16 protein-coding genes and 1 pseudogene are annotated in these 15,991 nt (G+C 72.6%); 15 read left to right on the top strand and 2 right to left on the bottom strand.

Translation table 11 applies throughout. The features are described from left to right. Positions 1 to 66: 66 nt before the first annotated feature. The 7 genes and pseudogenes from ACWCXB_RS08800 to ACWCXB_RS08830 form a co-directional block, all read left to right on the top strand. Positions 67 to 1,110 (top strand): NAD-dependent epimerase/dehydratase family protein, encoded by a 1,044-nt coding sequence (locus ACWCXB_RS08800; protein WP_450720490.1) that lies wholly within the window; start codon positions 67 to 69, stop codon positions 1,108 to 1,110. Further along, positions 1,107 to 1,763, top strand: a complete 657-nt coding sequence (locus tag ACWCXB_RS08805; protein ID WP_450720492.1) for a glycosyltransferase family 2 protein — start codon at positions 1,107 to 1,109, stop codon at positions 1,761 to 1,763. Before ACWCXB_RS08800 ends, ACWCXB_RS08805 begins: the two co-directional genes overlap by 4 nt. Positions 1,764 to 1,932: 169 nt before the next feature. Beyond that, positions 1,933 to 2,556, top strand: coding sequence for a TIGR04282 family arsenosugar biosynthesis glycosyltransferase (locus ACWCXB_RS08810; protein WP_450720494.1), 624 nt, complete (start codon positions 1,933 to 1,935; stop codon positions 2,554 to 2,556). Further along, entirely contained in the window at positions 2,553 to 3,269 is a 717-nt protein-coding gene (locus ACWCXB_RS08815) for a methyltransferase domain-containing protein (RefSeq protein ID WP_450720496.1), read from the top strand. Before ACWCXB_RS08810 ends, ACWCXB_RS08815 begins: the two co-directional genes overlap by 4 nt. A gap of 143 nt (positions 3,270 to 3,412) precedes the next feature. Beyond that, positions 3,413 to 3,922, top strand: coding sequence for a mycothiol transferase (locus ACWCXB_RS08820; RefSeq protein ID WP_450720498.1), 510 nt, complete (start codon positions 3,413 to 3,415; stop codon positions 3,920 to 3,922). A gap of 84 nt (positions 3,923 to 4,006) precedes the next feature. Next, positions 4,007 to 4,996 carry a D-cysteine desulfhydrase family protein gene (locus tag ACWCXB_RS08825; RefSeq protein ID WP_450720500.1) on the top strand — a complete coding sequence of 330 codons (990 nt, stop codon included), beginning with the start codon at positions 4,007 to 4,009 and terminating at the stop codon, positions 4,994 to 4,996. 78 nt (positions 4,997 to 5,074) lie between these two features. Continuing rightward, a pseudogene (locus ACWCXB_RS08830) lies at positions 5,075 to 5,224 on the top strand (IS701 family transposase); the annotation flags it as partial. Positions 5,225 to 5,252: 28 nt separating this feature from the next. Here ACWCXB_RS08830 and ACWCXB_RS08835 read toward each other — a convergent pair. Together ACWCXB_RS08835 and ACWCXB_RS08840 are read right to left on the bottom strand one after the other, a co-directional pair. Next, complete coding sequence (locus ACWCXB_RS08835) at positions 5,253 to 6,548, bottom strand: cytochrome P450 (RefSeq protein WP_450720502.1); 1,296 nt, start codon at positions 6,546 to 6,548, stop codon at positions 5,253 to 5,255. A gap of 165 nt (positions 6,549 to 6,713) precedes the next feature. Beyond that, on the bottom strand, positions 6,714 to 6,857 hold the full coding sequence (locus ACWCXB_RS08840) for a hypothetical protein (protein WP_450720504.1): 144 nt from the start codon (positions 6,855 to 6,857) through the stop codon (positions 6,714 to 6,716). Between the two features lie 68 nt (positions 6,858 to 6,925). Here ACWCXB_RS08840 and ACWCXB_RS08845 point away from each other — a divergent pair, with 68 nt between their 5' ends. The 8 genes from ACWCXB_RS08845 to ACWCXB_RS08880 all read left to right on the top strand — a co-directional run bounded on the left by ACWCXB_RS08845 (position 6,926) and on the right by ACWCXB_RS08880 (position 15,990). Further along, on the top strand, positions 6,926 to 7,183 hold the full coding sequence (locus ACWCXB_RS08845) for a hypothetical protein (RefSeq protein WP_450720506.1): 258 nt from the start codon (positions 6,926 to 6,928) through the stop codon (positions 7,181 to 7,183). A 113-nt stretch (positions 7,184 to 7,296) separates the two neighbouring features. Beyond that, a complete protein-coding gene (locus tag ACWCXB_RS08850; protein WP_450720508.1) occupies positions 7,297 to 8,100 on the top strand; it encodes a 2,3-dihydro-2,3-dihydroxybenzoate dehydrogenase in 804 nt (267 codons plus the stop codon). Positions 8,101 to 8,163: 63 nt separating this feature from the next. After that, on the top strand, positions 8,164 to 9,360 hold the full coding sequence (locus tag ACWCXB_RS08855) for an isochorismate synthase (RefSeq protein WP_450720510.1): 1,197 nt from the start codon (positions 8,164 to 8,166) through the stop codon (positions 9,358 to 9,360). Beyond that, positions 9,357 to 11,003, top strand: a complete 1,647-nt coding sequence (locus ACWCXB_RS08860; RefSeq protein ID WP_450720512.1) for a (2,3-dihydroxybenzoyl)adenylate synthase — start codon at positions 9,357 to 9,359, stop codon at positions 11,001 to 11,003. Before ACWCXB_RS08855 ends, ACWCXB_RS08860 begins: the two co-directional genes overlap by 4 nt. Positions 11,004 to 11,016: 13 nt before the next feature. After that, the gene (locus ACWCXB_RS08865) at positions 11,017 to 11,649 is read left to right on the top strand and encodes an isochorismatase family protein (RefSeq protein ID WP_450720514.1); all 633 of its coding nucleotides are present in this window, start codon (positions 11,017 to 11,019) and stop codon (positions 11,647 to 11,649) included. A 5-nt stretch (positions 11,650 to 11,654) separates the two neighbouring features. Further along, a complete protein-coding gene (locus tag ACWCXB_RS08870; RefSeq protein ID WP_450720516.1) occupies positions 11,655 to 11,882 on the top strand; it encodes a phosphopantetheine-binding protein in 228 nt (75 codons plus the stop codon). Next, positions 11,879 to 15,805 (top strand): amino acid adenylation domain-containing protein, encoded by a 3,927-nt coding sequence (locus ACWCXB_RS08875; protein ID WP_450720518.1) that lies wholly within the window; start codon positions 11,879 to 11,881, stop codon positions 15,803 to 15,805. Before ACWCXB_RS08870 ends, ACWCXB_RS08875 begins: the two co-directional genes overlap by 4 nt. Further along, positions 15,802 to 15,990 (top strand): MbtH family NRPS accessory protein, encoded by a 189-nt coding sequence (locus ACWCXB_RS08880; RefSeq protein WP_450720520.1) that lies wholly within the window; start codon positions 15,802 to 15,804, stop codon positions 15,988 to 15,990. The genes ACWCXB_RS08875 and ACWCXB_RS08880 overlap by 4 nt, the downstream gene beginning before the upstream one ends. Position 15,991: the final 1 nt, after the last annotated feature.

A 15,991-nucleotide genomic window follows, 5' to 3' on the forward strand; every position in this document is an offset into this window, starting at 1 on the left:
TACGGACCTGTGACGGCGCGGCACGCAACACGGGTGGAACGTGATCCTCCGCGTAGCGTCGGTGACATGCGAGTACTCGTCACTGGAGGCGCGGGCTTCATCGGGACGCAGGTCGTCGCCGCCCTCGCCGCGCGCGGCCACGAACCGGTCGTCCTCGACGTCCGGCGCCCCTCCGGCACCGGATCGGGCGATGCCGGATCGATGCACGGAGATGTCAGGGACCCCGCGGTGGTGGCGCGGGCGCTCCACCGCGTCGACGCGGTCTGCCACCAGGCGGCGATGGTCGGCCTCGGCAAGGACTTCGCCGACGCGCCGGAGTACGTCGCCGTGAACGACCTCGGCACGGCGGTGCTGCTCACGGCGATGGCGCGGGCCGGGGTGCGCGATCTGGTGCTGGCCGGGTCGATGGTCGTGTACGGCGAGGGCCGCTACGACTGCCCGGTGCACGGACGGGTCCGCCCCGGCCCGCGTCCGGTCGCGGCGCTGGAGGCGGGCCGGTTCGAGCCCGGGTGTCCCGTCTGCGGCCGCGAACTGACGCCCGGGCTGGTGGACGAGGACGCCCCCGTCGACCCGCGCAACGTGTACGCCACGACCAAACTCGCCCAGGAGCATCTGGCGGCGGCGTGGGCGCGGTCGACGGGCGGCCGGACCGTGGCGCTGCGCTACCACAACGTGTACGGGCCCGGGATGCCGCGCGACACGCCGTACGCGGGGGTGGCGTCCTTCTTCCGCTCGGCGCTGGCGCGCGGCGAGGCGCCCCGGGTCTTCGAGGACGGCCGCCAGCGGCGGGACTTCGTCCACGTACGGGACGTGGCGAGCGCCAACGTGGTGGCCCTGGAGGCGGTGCCCGGCCGGGAACCGGGCTCCTTCACGGCGTACAACACCGGCAGCGGCACCCCGCACACCGTCGGCGAGATGGCGACGGAGCTGGCCGCCGCGCACGGCGGTCCTGCGCCGGTGGTGACCGGGGAGTTCCGTCTCGGCGACGTCCGCCACATCACCGCCGACTCGGGTCGGCTGAGGGCCGAGCTGGGGTGGGAGCCGGTGGTCGGCTTCGCGGATGGCATGAGGGAGTTCGCCTCGGCGGGGCTGCGGGGTGCGGTCGCGTGAGCGTTCCCGTGGATGTGGTGCTGCCCTGCCTGGACGAGGCGGAGGCGCTGCCGTGGGTGCTCGCGCGCGTCCCCGCGGGCTGGCGTGCGGTGGTCGTCGACAACGGCTCGACGGACGAATCCGCCGAACTCGCGCGCTCGCTCGGTGCGACGGTCGTACACGAGCCGCGCCGCGGCTTCGGCGCGGCGTGCCATGCGGGGCTGCTGGCCGCCGATGCGGAGTACGTGTGCTTCTGCGACTGCGACGCATCCCTCGATCCCGGGCTGCTGCCGGACTTCGTGCGCCGGATCGCGGACGGCGAGGCGGACCTGGTCCTCGGCCGACGGCGCCCGAGGGCGCGCGGTGCCTGGCCGCTGCACGCCCGCGCCGGCAATCTGGCCCTGGCCGGGATGCTGCGCCGGCGCACCGGGCTCCGCCTCCATGACCTGGGCCCCTTGCGCGCGGCCCGCCGCAAGGACCTCCTCGGCCTCGACCTCACCGACCGCCGCAGCGGCTACCCCCTCCAGATGGTGGTGCGCGCGGCGGACGCGGGCTGGAGCGTCACGGAGGTGGACGTGCCGTATCTCCCGCGATCCGGCAAGTCCAAGGTGACCGGCACTTGGCGGGGCACATGGCAGGCGGTGCACGACATGCGGGCGGTGCTGCGTGAGTGAGCGCGCATCCATGGGAGCCCGCCCGGCGATCGAGGACGGACACCCGGCCCCACCAGGCGGTACCGGCCACATCGCGGCGGCCTGATCGCAGCGGCCTGGGGGCGCCCACTCCGGCCCCACGCACCCCACCCGGCCGGAACAGCACACGCACACGCCGAGGGAAGGCTCCATGACCACCCTGCTCGTCATCGCGAAGGAACCCGTGCCGGGGCGGGTCAAGACCCGGCTGACCCCCTGGTACACGGCCGAGGAGGCCGCCGCGCTGGCCGAGGCGGCTCTGGTCGACACGCTGGAGGCCGTTCGGCGCACGGCGGCGGCGCGGCGGGTGCTGGTGTTGGAGGGGGTGGCCGGGGGCTGGTTGCCGCCCGGGATCGAGGTCGTGCCGCAGGCGGCGGGCGGTCTCGACGAAAGGCTGGCCGCTGCGTTCGCGGCGTGCGCGGGGCCGGCTCTGCTGATCGGGATGGACACCCCCCAGGTGACGCCGACGCTCCTCGCGCGCGGGCTGGAACTCGCCGCGGGCGGGGCCGCCTTCGGGCCCGCCGCAGACGGGGGCTTCTGGGCCCTGGGGCTGGCGGAGCCCGATCCGGCACTGCTGCAGGGGGTGCCCATGTCCGTGCCCGAGACCGGCGCGGTGCAGCGGCGGCGGCTGGTCGAGGCGGGGCTGACGGTGCGTGACCTGCCACGGCTCCGGGACGTCGACACGCCGGACGACGCCCGGCTGGTCGCGGCCACCACGCCGGGCAGCCGGTTCGCGGCGGAGGTGGCGCGGCTGGCGCGGGCGGGGGCGCGATGACGACGACGGTACCGGCGGGAGCGGGAGCGACCACCGCCGCGTGGCGGGCCGAGGCCGATCCGTACACCGACGCCCTGCGCACCGGGCGCGGCCCGCTGTTCCTGCGCCGCCCCGACGGCTGGCTGCTGCCGCTGGAGGTCGAGCGCTGGTGCGCGGCCCCTGACGCGGCCGACCTCACCGTGCTGGACCGCTGCCGGGGGCCGGTCCTGGACATCGGGTGCGGCCCGGGCCGGCTGGTGGCCGGGCTGGCGGAGCTGGGCCGGCCGACCCTCGGCGTCGACGTCAGCCCGGCGGCGGTCGCCCGCGCGGTGCGCTCCGGCGGAAGCGCGCTGTGCCGCTCGGTGTTCGATCCGCTGCCGAGGGAGGGCAGTTGGGGTACGGCCCTGCTGATCGACGGCAACATCGGCATCGGCGGCGACCCGCGCGCCCTGCTGTCGCGGGTCACCGAACTCGTCGCCCCGGACGGCCTGCTGATCGCCGAAGCGGCTCCGGTCGACGTCGACGAACGCGTGGACGTCCGGGTGGTCGACGGCAACGGAACCCTGGGCTCCCCCTTCCCGTGGGCCCGGGTGGGCCTGCCCGCCCTGGTCGACCACGCGGCGGCGACGGGCTGGCCGAGCGCCCTGCCGTGGACGGCCGACGGGCGCACGTTCGTGTGCCTGTCGCGCGACCCGGCGCCGTTGTCGGGGGCGGCTGTCACGTTCCGGGCATGACGAGCCTGCTGGGCTTTGTGAAGCATCTGGCGTCCACGGCGTAGCTGATCGACGGCGCAACCGGGGGACCGTCCGGGCTCGGGGAAGCGAGTCCTCGCCGTGTCGGACCCCCGCGCGGCGGACGTGCGCGGTTCACTCGCCCTATGAACGCCGCAGATGTGCTTGCCGACGCATTCGGACGTATCCAGGAGGTGGTGCACGAGGCGGTCGAGGGGCTCTCGGTGGACGATCTCCACGTCCGGCTCGACCCCGGTGCGAACTCCATCGCCTGGCTGGTGTGGCACTTGACGCGTATCCAGGACGACCACGTGGCCGACGCGGCCGGGCGGGAGCAGGTCTGGGTCTCGCAGGACTGGGTGGGCCGCTTCGGGCTTCCGTTCGCCGAGGGAGCGACCGGCTACGGTCACTCGCGCAAGCAGGTCGCGGCGGTCCGGGTCGACTCCTCCGAGCTGCTGCTCGGCTACTTCGACGCCGTCCATGAGGAGACCGTCGCGTTCGTCCGAGGCCTGAAGGGCACGGCGCTGAACCGCGTCGTGGACGACTCGTGGTCGCCGCCCGTGACGCTGGGCGTCCGGCTCGTGAGCGTCATCTCCGACGATCTCCAGCACGCCGGACAGGCCGCCTTCGTCCGGGGCTCGCTCGAACGCCGCTGAGGGCGCGCCGTCGAGGCTGCCGCCAGGCAGGGGCGGCAAACGAGCAACCAATTCGCCTTCGTTCAGGAAAGCAGCGCTGACACCGTGACCGACGACAGCCGAACCCCGCGCCGGGCCACGCTCGGCACCTGGCCGACCCCGCTCGAGCCCATGCCGCGACTGTCCCGTGCGCTCGGCCTCGGCCCGGACGACCTGTGGCTCAAACGCGACGACCTCACCGGCCTGGGCGGCGGAGGGAACAAGATCCGCAAGCTTGAGTGGCTCTGCGGCGCTGCGCTGGCCGACGGCGCCACGGTCCTGGTGACCACGGGCGCACCGCAGAGCAATCACGCGCGGCTGACCGCGGCCGCCGGAGCCCGGCTGGGGCTGGACGTCGTGCTGGTGCTCGCCGGCACACCCGGATCGTCGGCCTCCGGCAACCTCGCGCTCGACGGTCTCTTCGGCGCCAGGGTCGTATGGGCGGGTGACGCCCGCGGTGAGGCCCTCGCCTCCGTGGCCGAGCAGGTGACCCAGCGGCTGCGGTATGAGGGCGCCGTACCCGCGCTGCTCCCCTTCGGTGGTTCGAGCGCACTCGGCGCCCGTGGCTACGTCGAGTGCGGCCGCGAACTGCTTGCCCAGGCCCCGGACCTGGCCACGGTCGTCGTCGCGCTCGGCTCGGGCGGCACCATGGCCGGCCTCGTCGACGTGCTGGGTCCCGCGCGCGTACTCGGCGTCCACTGCGGAGCCGTCGGCGATCCCGCCCGTACCGTGTCCGCACTGACCTCCGGCCCCTCCGGCACGTCCTGCCCGCCGGAGCTCTTGAGGCTGAGGCTCGACCAGGTCGGCGACGGTTACGCCGCGTTGACCGAGCCGGTCATGGCCGCCCTGACGCTGGCGGCCCGTACCGAAGGCATCGTGCTCGACCCGATCTATACCGGGCGCGCGATGGCCGGCCTGACCCGGGCGGTCGAGGACGGAGACATCATGCCCGGAGAGCGCACGGTCCTCCTGCACTCGGGCGGCCTGCCCGGCCTCTTCGGCCACGCGGAGACGCTGGCCAGGGCGGAGGCCGCGCTCAGGTTCTCGCCCACCTGATACTGCAGCTGCGTTGGGTGTGAGTTGTGGCGGGCTGTTCGCTGGGCCGGGTACGGGTGGGGATGTTGATGCGGCTCGGTGAGTCGCTGGTCCGGCCGGCCTGCATGGCGGTTCGTGCACCGGTTCGCCCGTCGCGAACCGCGTGGGTCCGCGCCGGCGTATCTGCGCGGGCTGATCGCTCCGCTGAAGCGGAAGAACGGCTGGACGATGGCCGAGGAGGCCGGGTACGGCTGAACTCGTGATGTCGTTCCGGACGCTACTGCGGGCGATCACGTGCGGGACAGCCTCCGGCACGACCCACACCCCGGACGCCCGTGGAGCGGCCACCTCGCGGAGCGGGCCGCGTTCGCCGCGGCGCGAGCGCTGCCGGGATCCTGTTGATGCCGTTGTACTTGTTGCTGCGCGTCCATTCGACGTCACCGGTGAGCTCGACCCGCTCGACGCGGGCGGCGAACTCGCCGAGGATCACCCGGAGCTCGAGACGGGCGAGGCCGGCGCCGAGGCAGAAGTGCGGCCCCTGTGCGAACCCGAGGTGCGGATTGGGCTCGCGACGAACATCGAGACGCTGCGGGTCGCAGAACATCGCCTCGTCACGGTTTGCCGAGGCGAGCCAGTACACGACCCGGTCCCCGGCGGAGATCCGGTGTCCCGCCAGTTCGTAATCCTGCGTGGCGGTGCGGACGTTGTGGGCGACGGGGCTCATCATGCGGACGGCTTCGTCGGGCAGTGTGGTGAGCACACTCGGATTGTCGGCGACCGCATCCGGGATCGTCGGGTCGGCGGACATCGCGACGAGCGCCCACGATGCCGCGCTGCGCGTCGCATCCGCCCCGGCGCCGAACAGGAGCTGGAAGAACGCGTCGATCTCCGGCTCCATGAGGTGCGCCGGATCCTCGTCGGGGAGGTGGGCGTGGGTGATGACCGAGAGCAGGTCGTCCTGCGGGTTGCGCCGCCGCTCGGCGACGATCTCTCGGCCGTACTGCAGGAGGCTCTCCGTCGCCGCAGCAGCCGATCCGTCGACAGCCGAGTCGGCCTTGACGTCGAACACGTGGTGGACCCACTCGGAGAGGATGTGGCGATCCTGCTGCGGGATCCCCATGAGCATGCAGATCGCCTGCAAGGGGAGCTCGCAGGTGACCGACTCGACGAGGTCGCATTGCCCCATCTCGACGGCGGTGTCGATCAACGTCTTGGTCCGCCGCCGGAGTTCGTCCTCGAGCCGGTTCACCATCCTTGGCGTGAAGCCGCCGGAGACAAGGCGGCGCAGCCGGGCATGGCGCGGATCGTCCATCATGTTCATCATGTAGCCGGCCCACGGGTGATCGAAAAGGACTGTCCCCTGGGCGCTCGAGAACACGGCGGGGTCGAGCAGGATCGTCCGCGATTCGGCGTAGGTGTGCACCGACCAGAACCCGCTTCCCCTCGGGGTGTGCTCGGTGGGCTCGTGCCAGCCGACCGGTGCTTCGCGGCGGAGCCGGGCGAACAGGTCGTGCGGGAACCCGTTGGCGAAGTGGTCGAGGTTCGTGAGGTCTGCTCGGACAATCGTCGTCATCGGTGCGATCCTTCGTCTCTCGCCGGTTGCGAGCGCCGGTTGCGAGCGCGCCGCCCCTGGTGTGGATCGTCTGCCCCCGTCGACGGGCAGCAGGGCGCGGTGATGGACGAGACGTCGTCGGTGATCGCCGCGAGGACGTGCGGGGCGTATCGATCGCACCGACGATCAAGGCGTTGACCCGGATGCGCTGGGCGCGCGGTGGGTGGCGTGTGCGAGGTGCCACGGACACGCTGTCGACGACACGTTCACGATAGCCCCGGCTCCTCGTTCCCGCATGACAGGGCCGACGCGCCTCGACGTGAGCCACATGCCGGTCAGGTTCGCGTCGATCAGCGTGTGCCAGTGAAGAAGGACCTCGGCTCCCAGGCCGCGCGAGCGTGTCCGTGGCCCGCTACTCGGCGAACGGCACGGCCGTCATGCGGCAGGGCGTGTTCATCAGCGATATTCTGAAGGGCATCGGTTCCGAGCGGCCCGGCATCCAGACCGAGAGGGGCGACGGCCACTCGACGCCGATCAGCGAGGAGAACATCGAGGAGATCGAGCCGACCGGCTGTTCGTCGGCACCCTGTCTTCGACCGGCTCGGACGCCGCACTCCTCGACAGAGCCGGCCGAGAACGCGCCTGCCAGCAGCTGAAACGCCGTACGGGACAAGCCCGCGACCGTGATGGACGGCTCCAAGTGGACGAGCCTGGGCGGTGTGGAGACGGCGGTCTCGGTGCTCGACGACATCCGGAAGGCGATGGTCAAGTGAGTGCCGACCGTGAACTCTCCGAACGGCTCGCCCTCGTGACGGGCGCGGGCCGGGGCATCGGCAAGGCGGTGGTGACGGCGCTCGTCGAGCGCGGCGCCCGCGTACTCGCCACCGACCTGGACCCCAGGGGCGTGGAGGCGCTCGCCGGAAAGTACGGCGACCAGGTCACCGCCCGCCCGCTCGATGTCACGGACGCCGCGGCCGTCGAGGCACTCGTGGCCGAGGCCGAGGCCGAGCGCGCACTCGGTGCGATGGACATCGCGGTCAACGTCGCCGGAATCCTGCGGGGTTCCCAGGTCGTGGACCTGACGGACGAGGACTGGGCGGCCACGTTCGCCGTCAACACCAGCGGCGTTTTCCATGTCTCGCGGTCAGCCGCCCGCCGCATGGCCGAGCGCGGCCGCGGCAGCATCGTCACCGTCGCCTCGAACGCGGCCGGCATTCCCCGGGCGGGCCTGTCCGCCTACGCCGCCTCCAAGGCCGCCGCTGTGATGTTCACCAAATGCCTGGGCCTGGAGGTGGCTTCACGGGGCGTCCGCTGCAACACGGTCTCGCCCGGCTCGACTCTGACCGACATGCAGCGCGCCATGTGGACCGCCTTCGACGACCAGGACCCGGCAGCCGCCGCGCGCCGCGTCGTCGAGGGAGACCTCGCGACGCACCGCACCGGCATCCCGCTCGGCCGGATCGCCGACCCCTCCGACGTCGCCGAAGCGGTCGCCTTCCTCGTGTCCGACCGCGCCCGTCACATCACCATGCACGACCTGTACGTCGACGGCGGCGCCACCCTGCGGGCCTGAACCCGCCCGCCCCACAGCGGCTCCGCCGACCACGTATCGTGCCCTCCCCCGCTGGAGACATCCATGTCTGCCTCTCTGCGCGAACCCGCAGCCACGCCTCTGGTATCGCCCGGCGCGGCAACCGCCCTGCTCGACGCCTACCGCCCGGGCACCGACCGGTTCCTCGCCTCGCCCCACCGCACCCTGCTGGGGAGGGGAACCGCCGCCGACATACCCCACGACACGCGGCCGTTGACATGGCGGGTACGCAACGTACTGAACGCACGTCGGCGTGCGGGTGCCCAGGCACCGGTCGTCGTGGGCTCCGTGCCCTTCGCCCCGGACGCGCCGCACTCGCTGGTCTCCCCCCAGTCCGTCCGGTGGGCGCCGCCGTTGCGTGAGGACCCGCTCATCGTCCTGCCCGCGCTGCTACCGGAGGGGGGCACCGTCTGGCAGGTGCGGGAGGTTCCGGCGCCCGAGCAGTACGGGCAGGCCGTCGCCGACGCGGTGAAGCGGATGCGGTCCGGGGAGTTCACCAAGGTCGTCCTTGCCCGCACGCTGGAGCTGACCTCGCCCGAGGAGCCGGATCTGCCGGCCATGCTGAGCCGCCTGGCGCGCCGCGACCCTGCCGGGTACACCTTCGCCGTCCCCAGCGGCCCCGGCCGCACGCTCATCGGAGCCAGCCCCGAACTGCTCGTCGCCCGCAGGGGCGGCCGCCTGACCGGGAACCCCCTGGGCGGGTCCGCGCCGCGCAGCACCGACCTGGCCGAGGACGTCCGACGCGCGGCGGCGCTCCTGGAGTCGCCCAAGGACCTGCACGAGCACGCAGTCGTCGTCGACGCCGTACGCGAGGCGCTCGCGCCGTTCTGCACCCGCCTGGAGGTGCCCGAGCGGCCCACACTGGCGCGTACGGCGGCGATGTGGCATCTGTCGACCACGGTCACGGGCGAGCTCACCGACCCGGGCGTCACCGCCCTGGAGCTGGCCTCTGCCCTGCACCCCACGCCGGCGGTGTGCGGCACCCCGACCGACGTGGCCCGCGCCGTCATCGCCGAGTCGGAGCCCTTCGACCGCGGCCCCTACACGGGCATGGTCGGCTGGCAGGACGCGGACGGGGACGGCGAGTGGGTCGTGACGATCCGCTGCGCCGAGGCCGAAGGGCGCTCGCTGCGGCTGTTCGCGGGCGCCGGGGTGGTGGCCGCCTCGTCGCCGGAGGCCGAGACCGCGGAGACCGGCGCCAAGTTCCGTACGTTTCTCGACGCTGTGGGGGCCTCGCTGTGACCGTGTCCGCCACCACCCCGGGGATCGACGCGCCCACCTGGCCCCCGGAATTCGCCGAGCGCTACCGTGCGGCGGGCTACTGGCGCGGCGAGACCTTCGGGGGCGTACTGCGCGAGCGAGCCGCCGCCCACCCCGACCGGATCGCCCTCGTCGACCCGGCGCCCGAGCGCCGCACCTGGACCTACCGGGAACTGGACGAGCGGGCCGACCGGCTCGCCGCCGGATTCGCGGCACGCGGGATCGGCAAGGGCGACCGGGTCGTCCTGCACCTCCCCAACATCGGTGAGTTCATCGAAGTCGTCTTCGCGCTGTTCCGCATCGGTGCGCTGCCCGTGTACGCGCTGCCCGCGCACCGGGAGACGGAGATCGGCCACTTCTGCTCCTTCGCCGAGGCCGTCGCCTACGTGGTCCCCGACCGTCACGCGGGCTTCGACCACCGTGAGCTCGCGACGCGGGTCATGGAGCGCACGCCGAGCCTGCGGCATGTCTTCGTCGTCGGCGATCCGGGCGAGCACACCGCACTGTCCGACGTGCCCTGCGAGCCGGTCGTCATGCCCGCCGGGCCGGAGCCGCACGAGCTGGCGTTCCTCCAGCTGTCGGGCGGTACGACGGGAGTGCCGAAACTCATCCCCCGCACCCACGACGACTACATCTACTCGCTGTGGGGCTCCAATGAGATCTGCGGCGTCGACGCGGACACCCGCTTCCTCGTCGTCCTGCCGGCCGCACACAACTTCCCGATGAGTTCGCCGGGTTGGTTGGGCGCGCTGTACGCCGGGGGCACCGTCGTGCTGTCCCCCGGCCCCGACCCGGCGACGGCCCTGCCGCTCATCGAGCAGGAGCGGATCACGATGACGGGGCTTGTGCCGCCGCTCGCCCTCCTGTGGACCGAGGCCGGTCCGAAGGCGGATCACGACCTGGCGAGTCTGGACCTGGTGCTCGTCGGCGGCGCCAAGTACAGCGCGGAGGCGGCGCGCCGTCTGGAACCCGCCCTCGGCTGCCGACTGATGCAGGTCTTCGGCATGGCCGAGGGGCTCGTCAACTACACACGGCTGGACGACGACTTCGAGACCGTGGTCACCACGCAGGGCCGCCCGATCTCCCCGGACGACGAGATCCGCATCGTCGACGACACCGGGCACGACGTGCCCGATGGCGCGTTCGGGCACCTGCTGACCCGCGGCCCCTACACGATCCGCGGCTACTGGCGCGCCCCCGGCCACAACGCGAGCGCCTTCACACCGGACGGCTTCTACCGCACCGGCGACATCGTGCGCCGCACCCCGACGGGCCACCTCGTCGTCGAAGGCAGGGCCAAGGACCAGATCAACCGGGGCGGTGAGAAGGTCGCCCCGGAGGAGGTCGAGAACATCATCCTCGCCCATCCGTCCGTGCACGACGTCTCCGTCGTTGCGGTGCCCGACGCGTACCTCGGGGAACGTTCCCTCGCCTACGTCATCCTCCGCGAGGGTGCGGAGTGGCTGAAGCCGGCCGCCATCAAGCGGTTCGTCCGTGACCGCGGCATCGCCGACTACAAGGTCCCCGATCTCGTCGAGTTCGTCGACGCCTTCCCGCAGACGGGGGTCGGCAAGGTCAGCAAGAAGGGGCTGCGGTCCGCCGCGGCCGCCACCGAGCAGCACTGAAGGGCTCTGTCCCATGGCACTTCCCGCCATCGCCTCCTATCCGCTGCCGGCAGCGGACGAGCTGCCGGAGAACCGCGTCGCCTGGACCGCGGACCCCGCGCGCGCCGTGCTGCTCGTCCACGACCTGCAGAACCACTTCCTCGGTGCGTTCCCGTCCGGCGAGCAGCCGCTGACGGGGATGCTGGGCAATACGGGCCGGCTGCTGGAGCGCGCCCGCAGCCTCGGCGTACCGGTCGTGTACTCGACGCAGCGCGGCGGCCAGACGCCCCAGCAGCGCGGGCTCCAGCTCGACTTCTGGGGCCCCGGTGTTGCCGACGACGCCGATGCGCTCGCCGTGCCGGACGAGGTCGCTCCACAGCCCGGCGACAGGGTCCTGACCAAGTGGAAGTACAGCGCGTTCGTGCGCACCCGGCTGGCGCAGCTGCTCCGTGAGACGTGCCGCGACCAGCTGGTCGTCATCGGTGTGTACGCGCACATCGGCGTGCTGGTGACCGCCTGCGATGCGTGGATGCGCGACATTCAGGCGTTCGTCGTCGCCGATGCCGTCGCCGACTTCTCCCGCGACGACCACGACATGGCCCTGCGCTGGGCCGCCGGCCGATGCGCGTTGGTGACCACCACCGACGCGCTCTTCAAGGAGTTCTGAGCACCGTGGCCCTCACTCTGGAGCAGCTCCGCAGCGATATCGCCGACTGTCTCGGCGAGGACCCGGCGGACATCCCCTTCGACGAGAACCTCGTGGACTACGGACTCGACTCGGTCCGCATCATGGCCCTGCTCGAACGATGGCGTCGCGAGCACGGCGTCGAAGCGGGCTTCACAGACCTCGCCGAGCAGCCGGCCATCAAGGCCTGGGCACCGCTGCTGGGGGCATCATGACCGCCTCCACGACCATCGGCACCAGCGCCCCGGCCACCGTGCTGCCGCTGACGGCGGCCCAGTCGGGCATGTGGTACGCGCAGGCCCTCGATCCGCTCAGCCCCGCACAGAACACCGCGGAGTGCCTGGACATCGACGGGCCGCTCGACCCGGACCTCTTCGCCGCGGCCCTGCGTCGCGTCACCGCCGAGGCCGACGCCCTGCGGGTACGCGTCGAGAACGGCCGGGACGGTCCGCGCCAGCACATATGCGCCACCGTCGAGCTGCCGCTGACCGTGCTCGATCTGCACGGCGACGACGGCGCCGAGCGGAAGGCCGAGAGGTGGATGCGCGCCGACCTCGCCAAGCCCTGCGATCTGGCGACCGGACCACTCTTCAGGCACGCCTTGTTCCGGGTCGGCGCGCAGCGATGGCTGTGGTACCAACGTATCCACCACCTCGTCATCGACGGCTTCGGCTACTCGCTCCTCGTACGGCGCACGGCCGAGGTCTACACGGCGCTCGCCCGCGGCGAGGAACCCGCCCCGCGCACTTTCGGCATCCTCGCCGACCTCGTCGCCGAGGATGCCGCCTACCGCTCGTCCGACGCTTTCGCGGCCGACCGCGCCCATTGGACGCAGGCGTTCGCCGACCGGCCCGAGGCGCCCCGGCTCGCGGGCCGCGGCGCGCTGCCCTCGCGCACGTTCCGTCGCCGCACGGCTCATCTGCCTCCCGAGGCCAGCGAGCGTCTGCGCGAACTGGGCGCCACGCTCCGCGCGACATGGCCGGACGTCCTGATCGCCGCGCACGCCCTCTACACTTCCCGCGCCACCGCGAGGTCGGACGTCGTGCTCGGCCTTCCCATGATGGGCCGCATGGGGTCGGCCGCGCTGCGCGTGCCGGGCATGGTGATGAACGTGCTCCCGCTCAGGCTGGCCGTCTCCCCCGACGCGACCTTCGCCGAACTGGTGCACCAGGTCGTGCTCGGCATCCGCGACGTGCGACGCCACCAGCGCTACCGCTACGAGGACATCCGCCGCGACCTGGGAGTGCTCGGCGAGAACCGCGCCCTGATCGGCCCGGTCGTCAACATCATGCCCTTCGACTACGGGGTCGACTTCGCGGGTGCGCCCGCGCGGGCGCACAACCTCGCCGCAGGCCCTGTCGACGACCTGAGGGTCAACGTCTACGACCGCGCCGACGGCCGCGGCCTGCGCATCGACCACGACGGCAACCCCTCCCTGTACGAGGACGCCGAACTCACCGCCCACCAGGAGCGCTTCCTGCACCTGCTGGACCGTCTCACCGGCACCGACCCGCAGCAGCCGCTCGCCGTTCACACCATCGCGACGCCCGCCGAACACACCCTTGTCCTGCACGAGTTCAACCAGACCGAACGCGCGCTGCCCGCGACCACGCTCATCGGCCCCATCGAGGCGCGCGCCATGCGCACCCCGGACGCGACCGCGCTGGTGTACGGGGACAGCTCCTTGACGTACGCGGAGCTGAACGCCCACGCCAACCGGCTGGCCCGGCACCTGCAGACCCTCGGCGCCCGGCCGGGAGCGGTGGTCGCGGTCTCGATGCCCCGCTCGGTGGAGCTGGTCGCCACCGTGCTCGCCGCGCTCAAGTCGGGTGCCGCGTATCTGCCGCTCGACCCGGACTATCCGGCGCAGCGACTGGCGTCCATGATCCAGGACGCGGCGCCGGTGTGCGCCGTGGTCGACCGTGCGGGACGCCTTCCCGAGGACGCCGGGGCCCCAATGGTCGTCCTCGACGAAATCGACATCTCCCCCTACCCACCGGCCGGCCCGGCACGTCCGCTCACGCCCGCCCACCCCGCGTACGTCATCTACACCTCCGGCTCCACGGGCCGCCCCAAGGGCGTCGTCGTCTCGCACGGGGCGATCGACAACCGGCTGCGCTGGATGCAGCACACCTACCCGCTGACCACCGACGACCGGGTGCTCCAGAAGACTCCGTCGTCGTTCGACGTGTCCGTATGGGAGTTCTTCTGGCCGCTGCGCGAGGGCGCGGCGCTCGTCGTCGCCGAGCCGGGGGTCCACAAGGACCCGGTCGAACTCGCCCGCCTGATCCGCGAACAGTCCGTCACCATCTGCCACTTCGTGCCGTCAATGCTCCAGGTCTTCCTGGCCGAGGCCGACACGGCCGCCTGCTCGGGGCTGCGCCGGGTCTTCTGCGGCGGTGAGGCGTTGCCCCCCGAGACGGTGAACGCCTTCGTACGGGCGCTGCCCGATGTCGAACTGCACAACCTGTACGGGCCGGCGGAGGCCGCCGTCGATGTCACGTACCACGTGTGCGCCCCGGACGGCAGCGGCCCGGTGCCGATCGGCGGCCCGGTGTGGAACACCCGCCTGTACGTGCTGGACGCGGCGCTCCAGCCGTGCCCGCCGGGCGTCCCGGGTGAGCTGTACCTGGTGGGTCGGCAGTTGGCCGACAGCTATCTGAACCGCCCTGTGCTGACGGCGTCCCGGTTCGTCGCCGATCCCTTCGGGCCGCCGGGCGGCCGGATGTACCGCACGGGCGACCTGGCGCGCTGGACGGATCAGGGCGAGGTCGAGTACCTCGGCCGCACCGACCACCAGGTGAAGCTGCGCGGGCAGCGCATCGAGCTGGGCGAGATCGAGGCCGCGCTGATGGGGCAGCCCGGCGTGGACAGCGCGTGCGCCGTGGTGCGGGAGGACCGGCTCGTCGGGTACGTGACCGGTGGCGCCGATCCTGCGGCCGTACGGGCCCAGCTGGCGCGGTTGCTGCCGGAACACATGGTCCCGGCGTCGATCGTCGGCCTCGACGCGTTCCCATTGAGCCCCAACGGCAAGCTGGACCGCCGCGCACTGCCCGCCCCTGTCTTCACCGGCGGTGAGGGCGCCAGACGTCCGTCCGGCCCGCTCGAGGATGCGTTGACGCGGCTGTTCGCGGAGGTGCTCGGGGTCGGACGGGCCGGTCCCGACGACGCGTTCTTCGACCTGGGCGGGACGTCTCTGTCCGCGGTGCGGCTGGTGGCGCGGATGCGGGAGGAGTTCAGCACCGAGCTGACCATCGGCTCGCTGTTCGAGGCGCCGACCCCCGCAGCTCTCGCCGCCCGTCTCGAGGCCGCGGGGCCGCCACGCGGCGCCGGAGGCAGAGGGAGCACGGCCGAGGACGCCCTCGGCGTCCTCCTTCCGCTGCGCACCGACGGCGAGCGGCCCCCTCTGTTCGCGTTCCACCCCAGCGGTGGCATCTCCTGGTGCTACGCGGGCCTGTCCGCCCGCCTCGGTCCGGACCAGCCCCTGTACGGCATCCAGGCGCGCGGCCTGGTCCGCGACGAGCCGCTGCTACGCACTCTGCGGGGGCTGGCGGCCGACTACGTCGAGCGCCTCCGCACGGTGCGGGCTCGTGGTCCGTACCGGCTGCTCGGCTGGTCTCTCGGCGGTATCGTCGCCCACACCGTGGCCTGCATGCTCCAGGAGGCTGGGGAGAAGGTCGAACTGCTCGCTCTGTTCGACGCGTTCCCGGCCGAGCAATGGCGGGAGCGGCCCGCCCCCGAGGAAGGCGACGCACTCACCGCGGTGCTGCGCATGGCCGGCTTCGACCGCACCGACGAGCGCACCCGCGACGACGTGCTGGCCACGCTGCGCCGGGCGGGCAGCCCGCTCGCCGGGCTCGCCGACCGGACCCTGTCAAGGATCTTCGAAATCGTGCCCGCCCACGCGCGCATGGTGCGTGAGCACCAGCACCGCCGCTACGAGGGCGACCTGCTCTTCTTCACGGCAGCCTCGCCGCGGGCGGAGGACTGGCTCACATGGAAGGCATGGCACCCGCACGTCAGCGGTCCGATCGTCAACCACGACCTGGACTGCACCCATCCGCAGCTGTTGCAGGACCGCCACCTCGACGACATCGCCGCCATCCTGGCAGCGCGCCTGAAGGAGCTCGACGCATGAGCTGTGAAGCCGGTCCGTTCGATCCGGGCCCCGACGGCAAGAACACCCACCTCGTGCTGGAGAACGCCCACGGGCAGCTGTCCCTGTGGCCCGCCTGGTGCGCCGTACCGCCGGGTTGGAGCGCCCGCTTCGGGCCCGCCCCGCACGACGCCTGCGCGCGCCATGTGGATGCGGCCCGGGGATGAC

Source organism: Streptomyces sp. NPDC001514, from assembly GCF_053597075.1.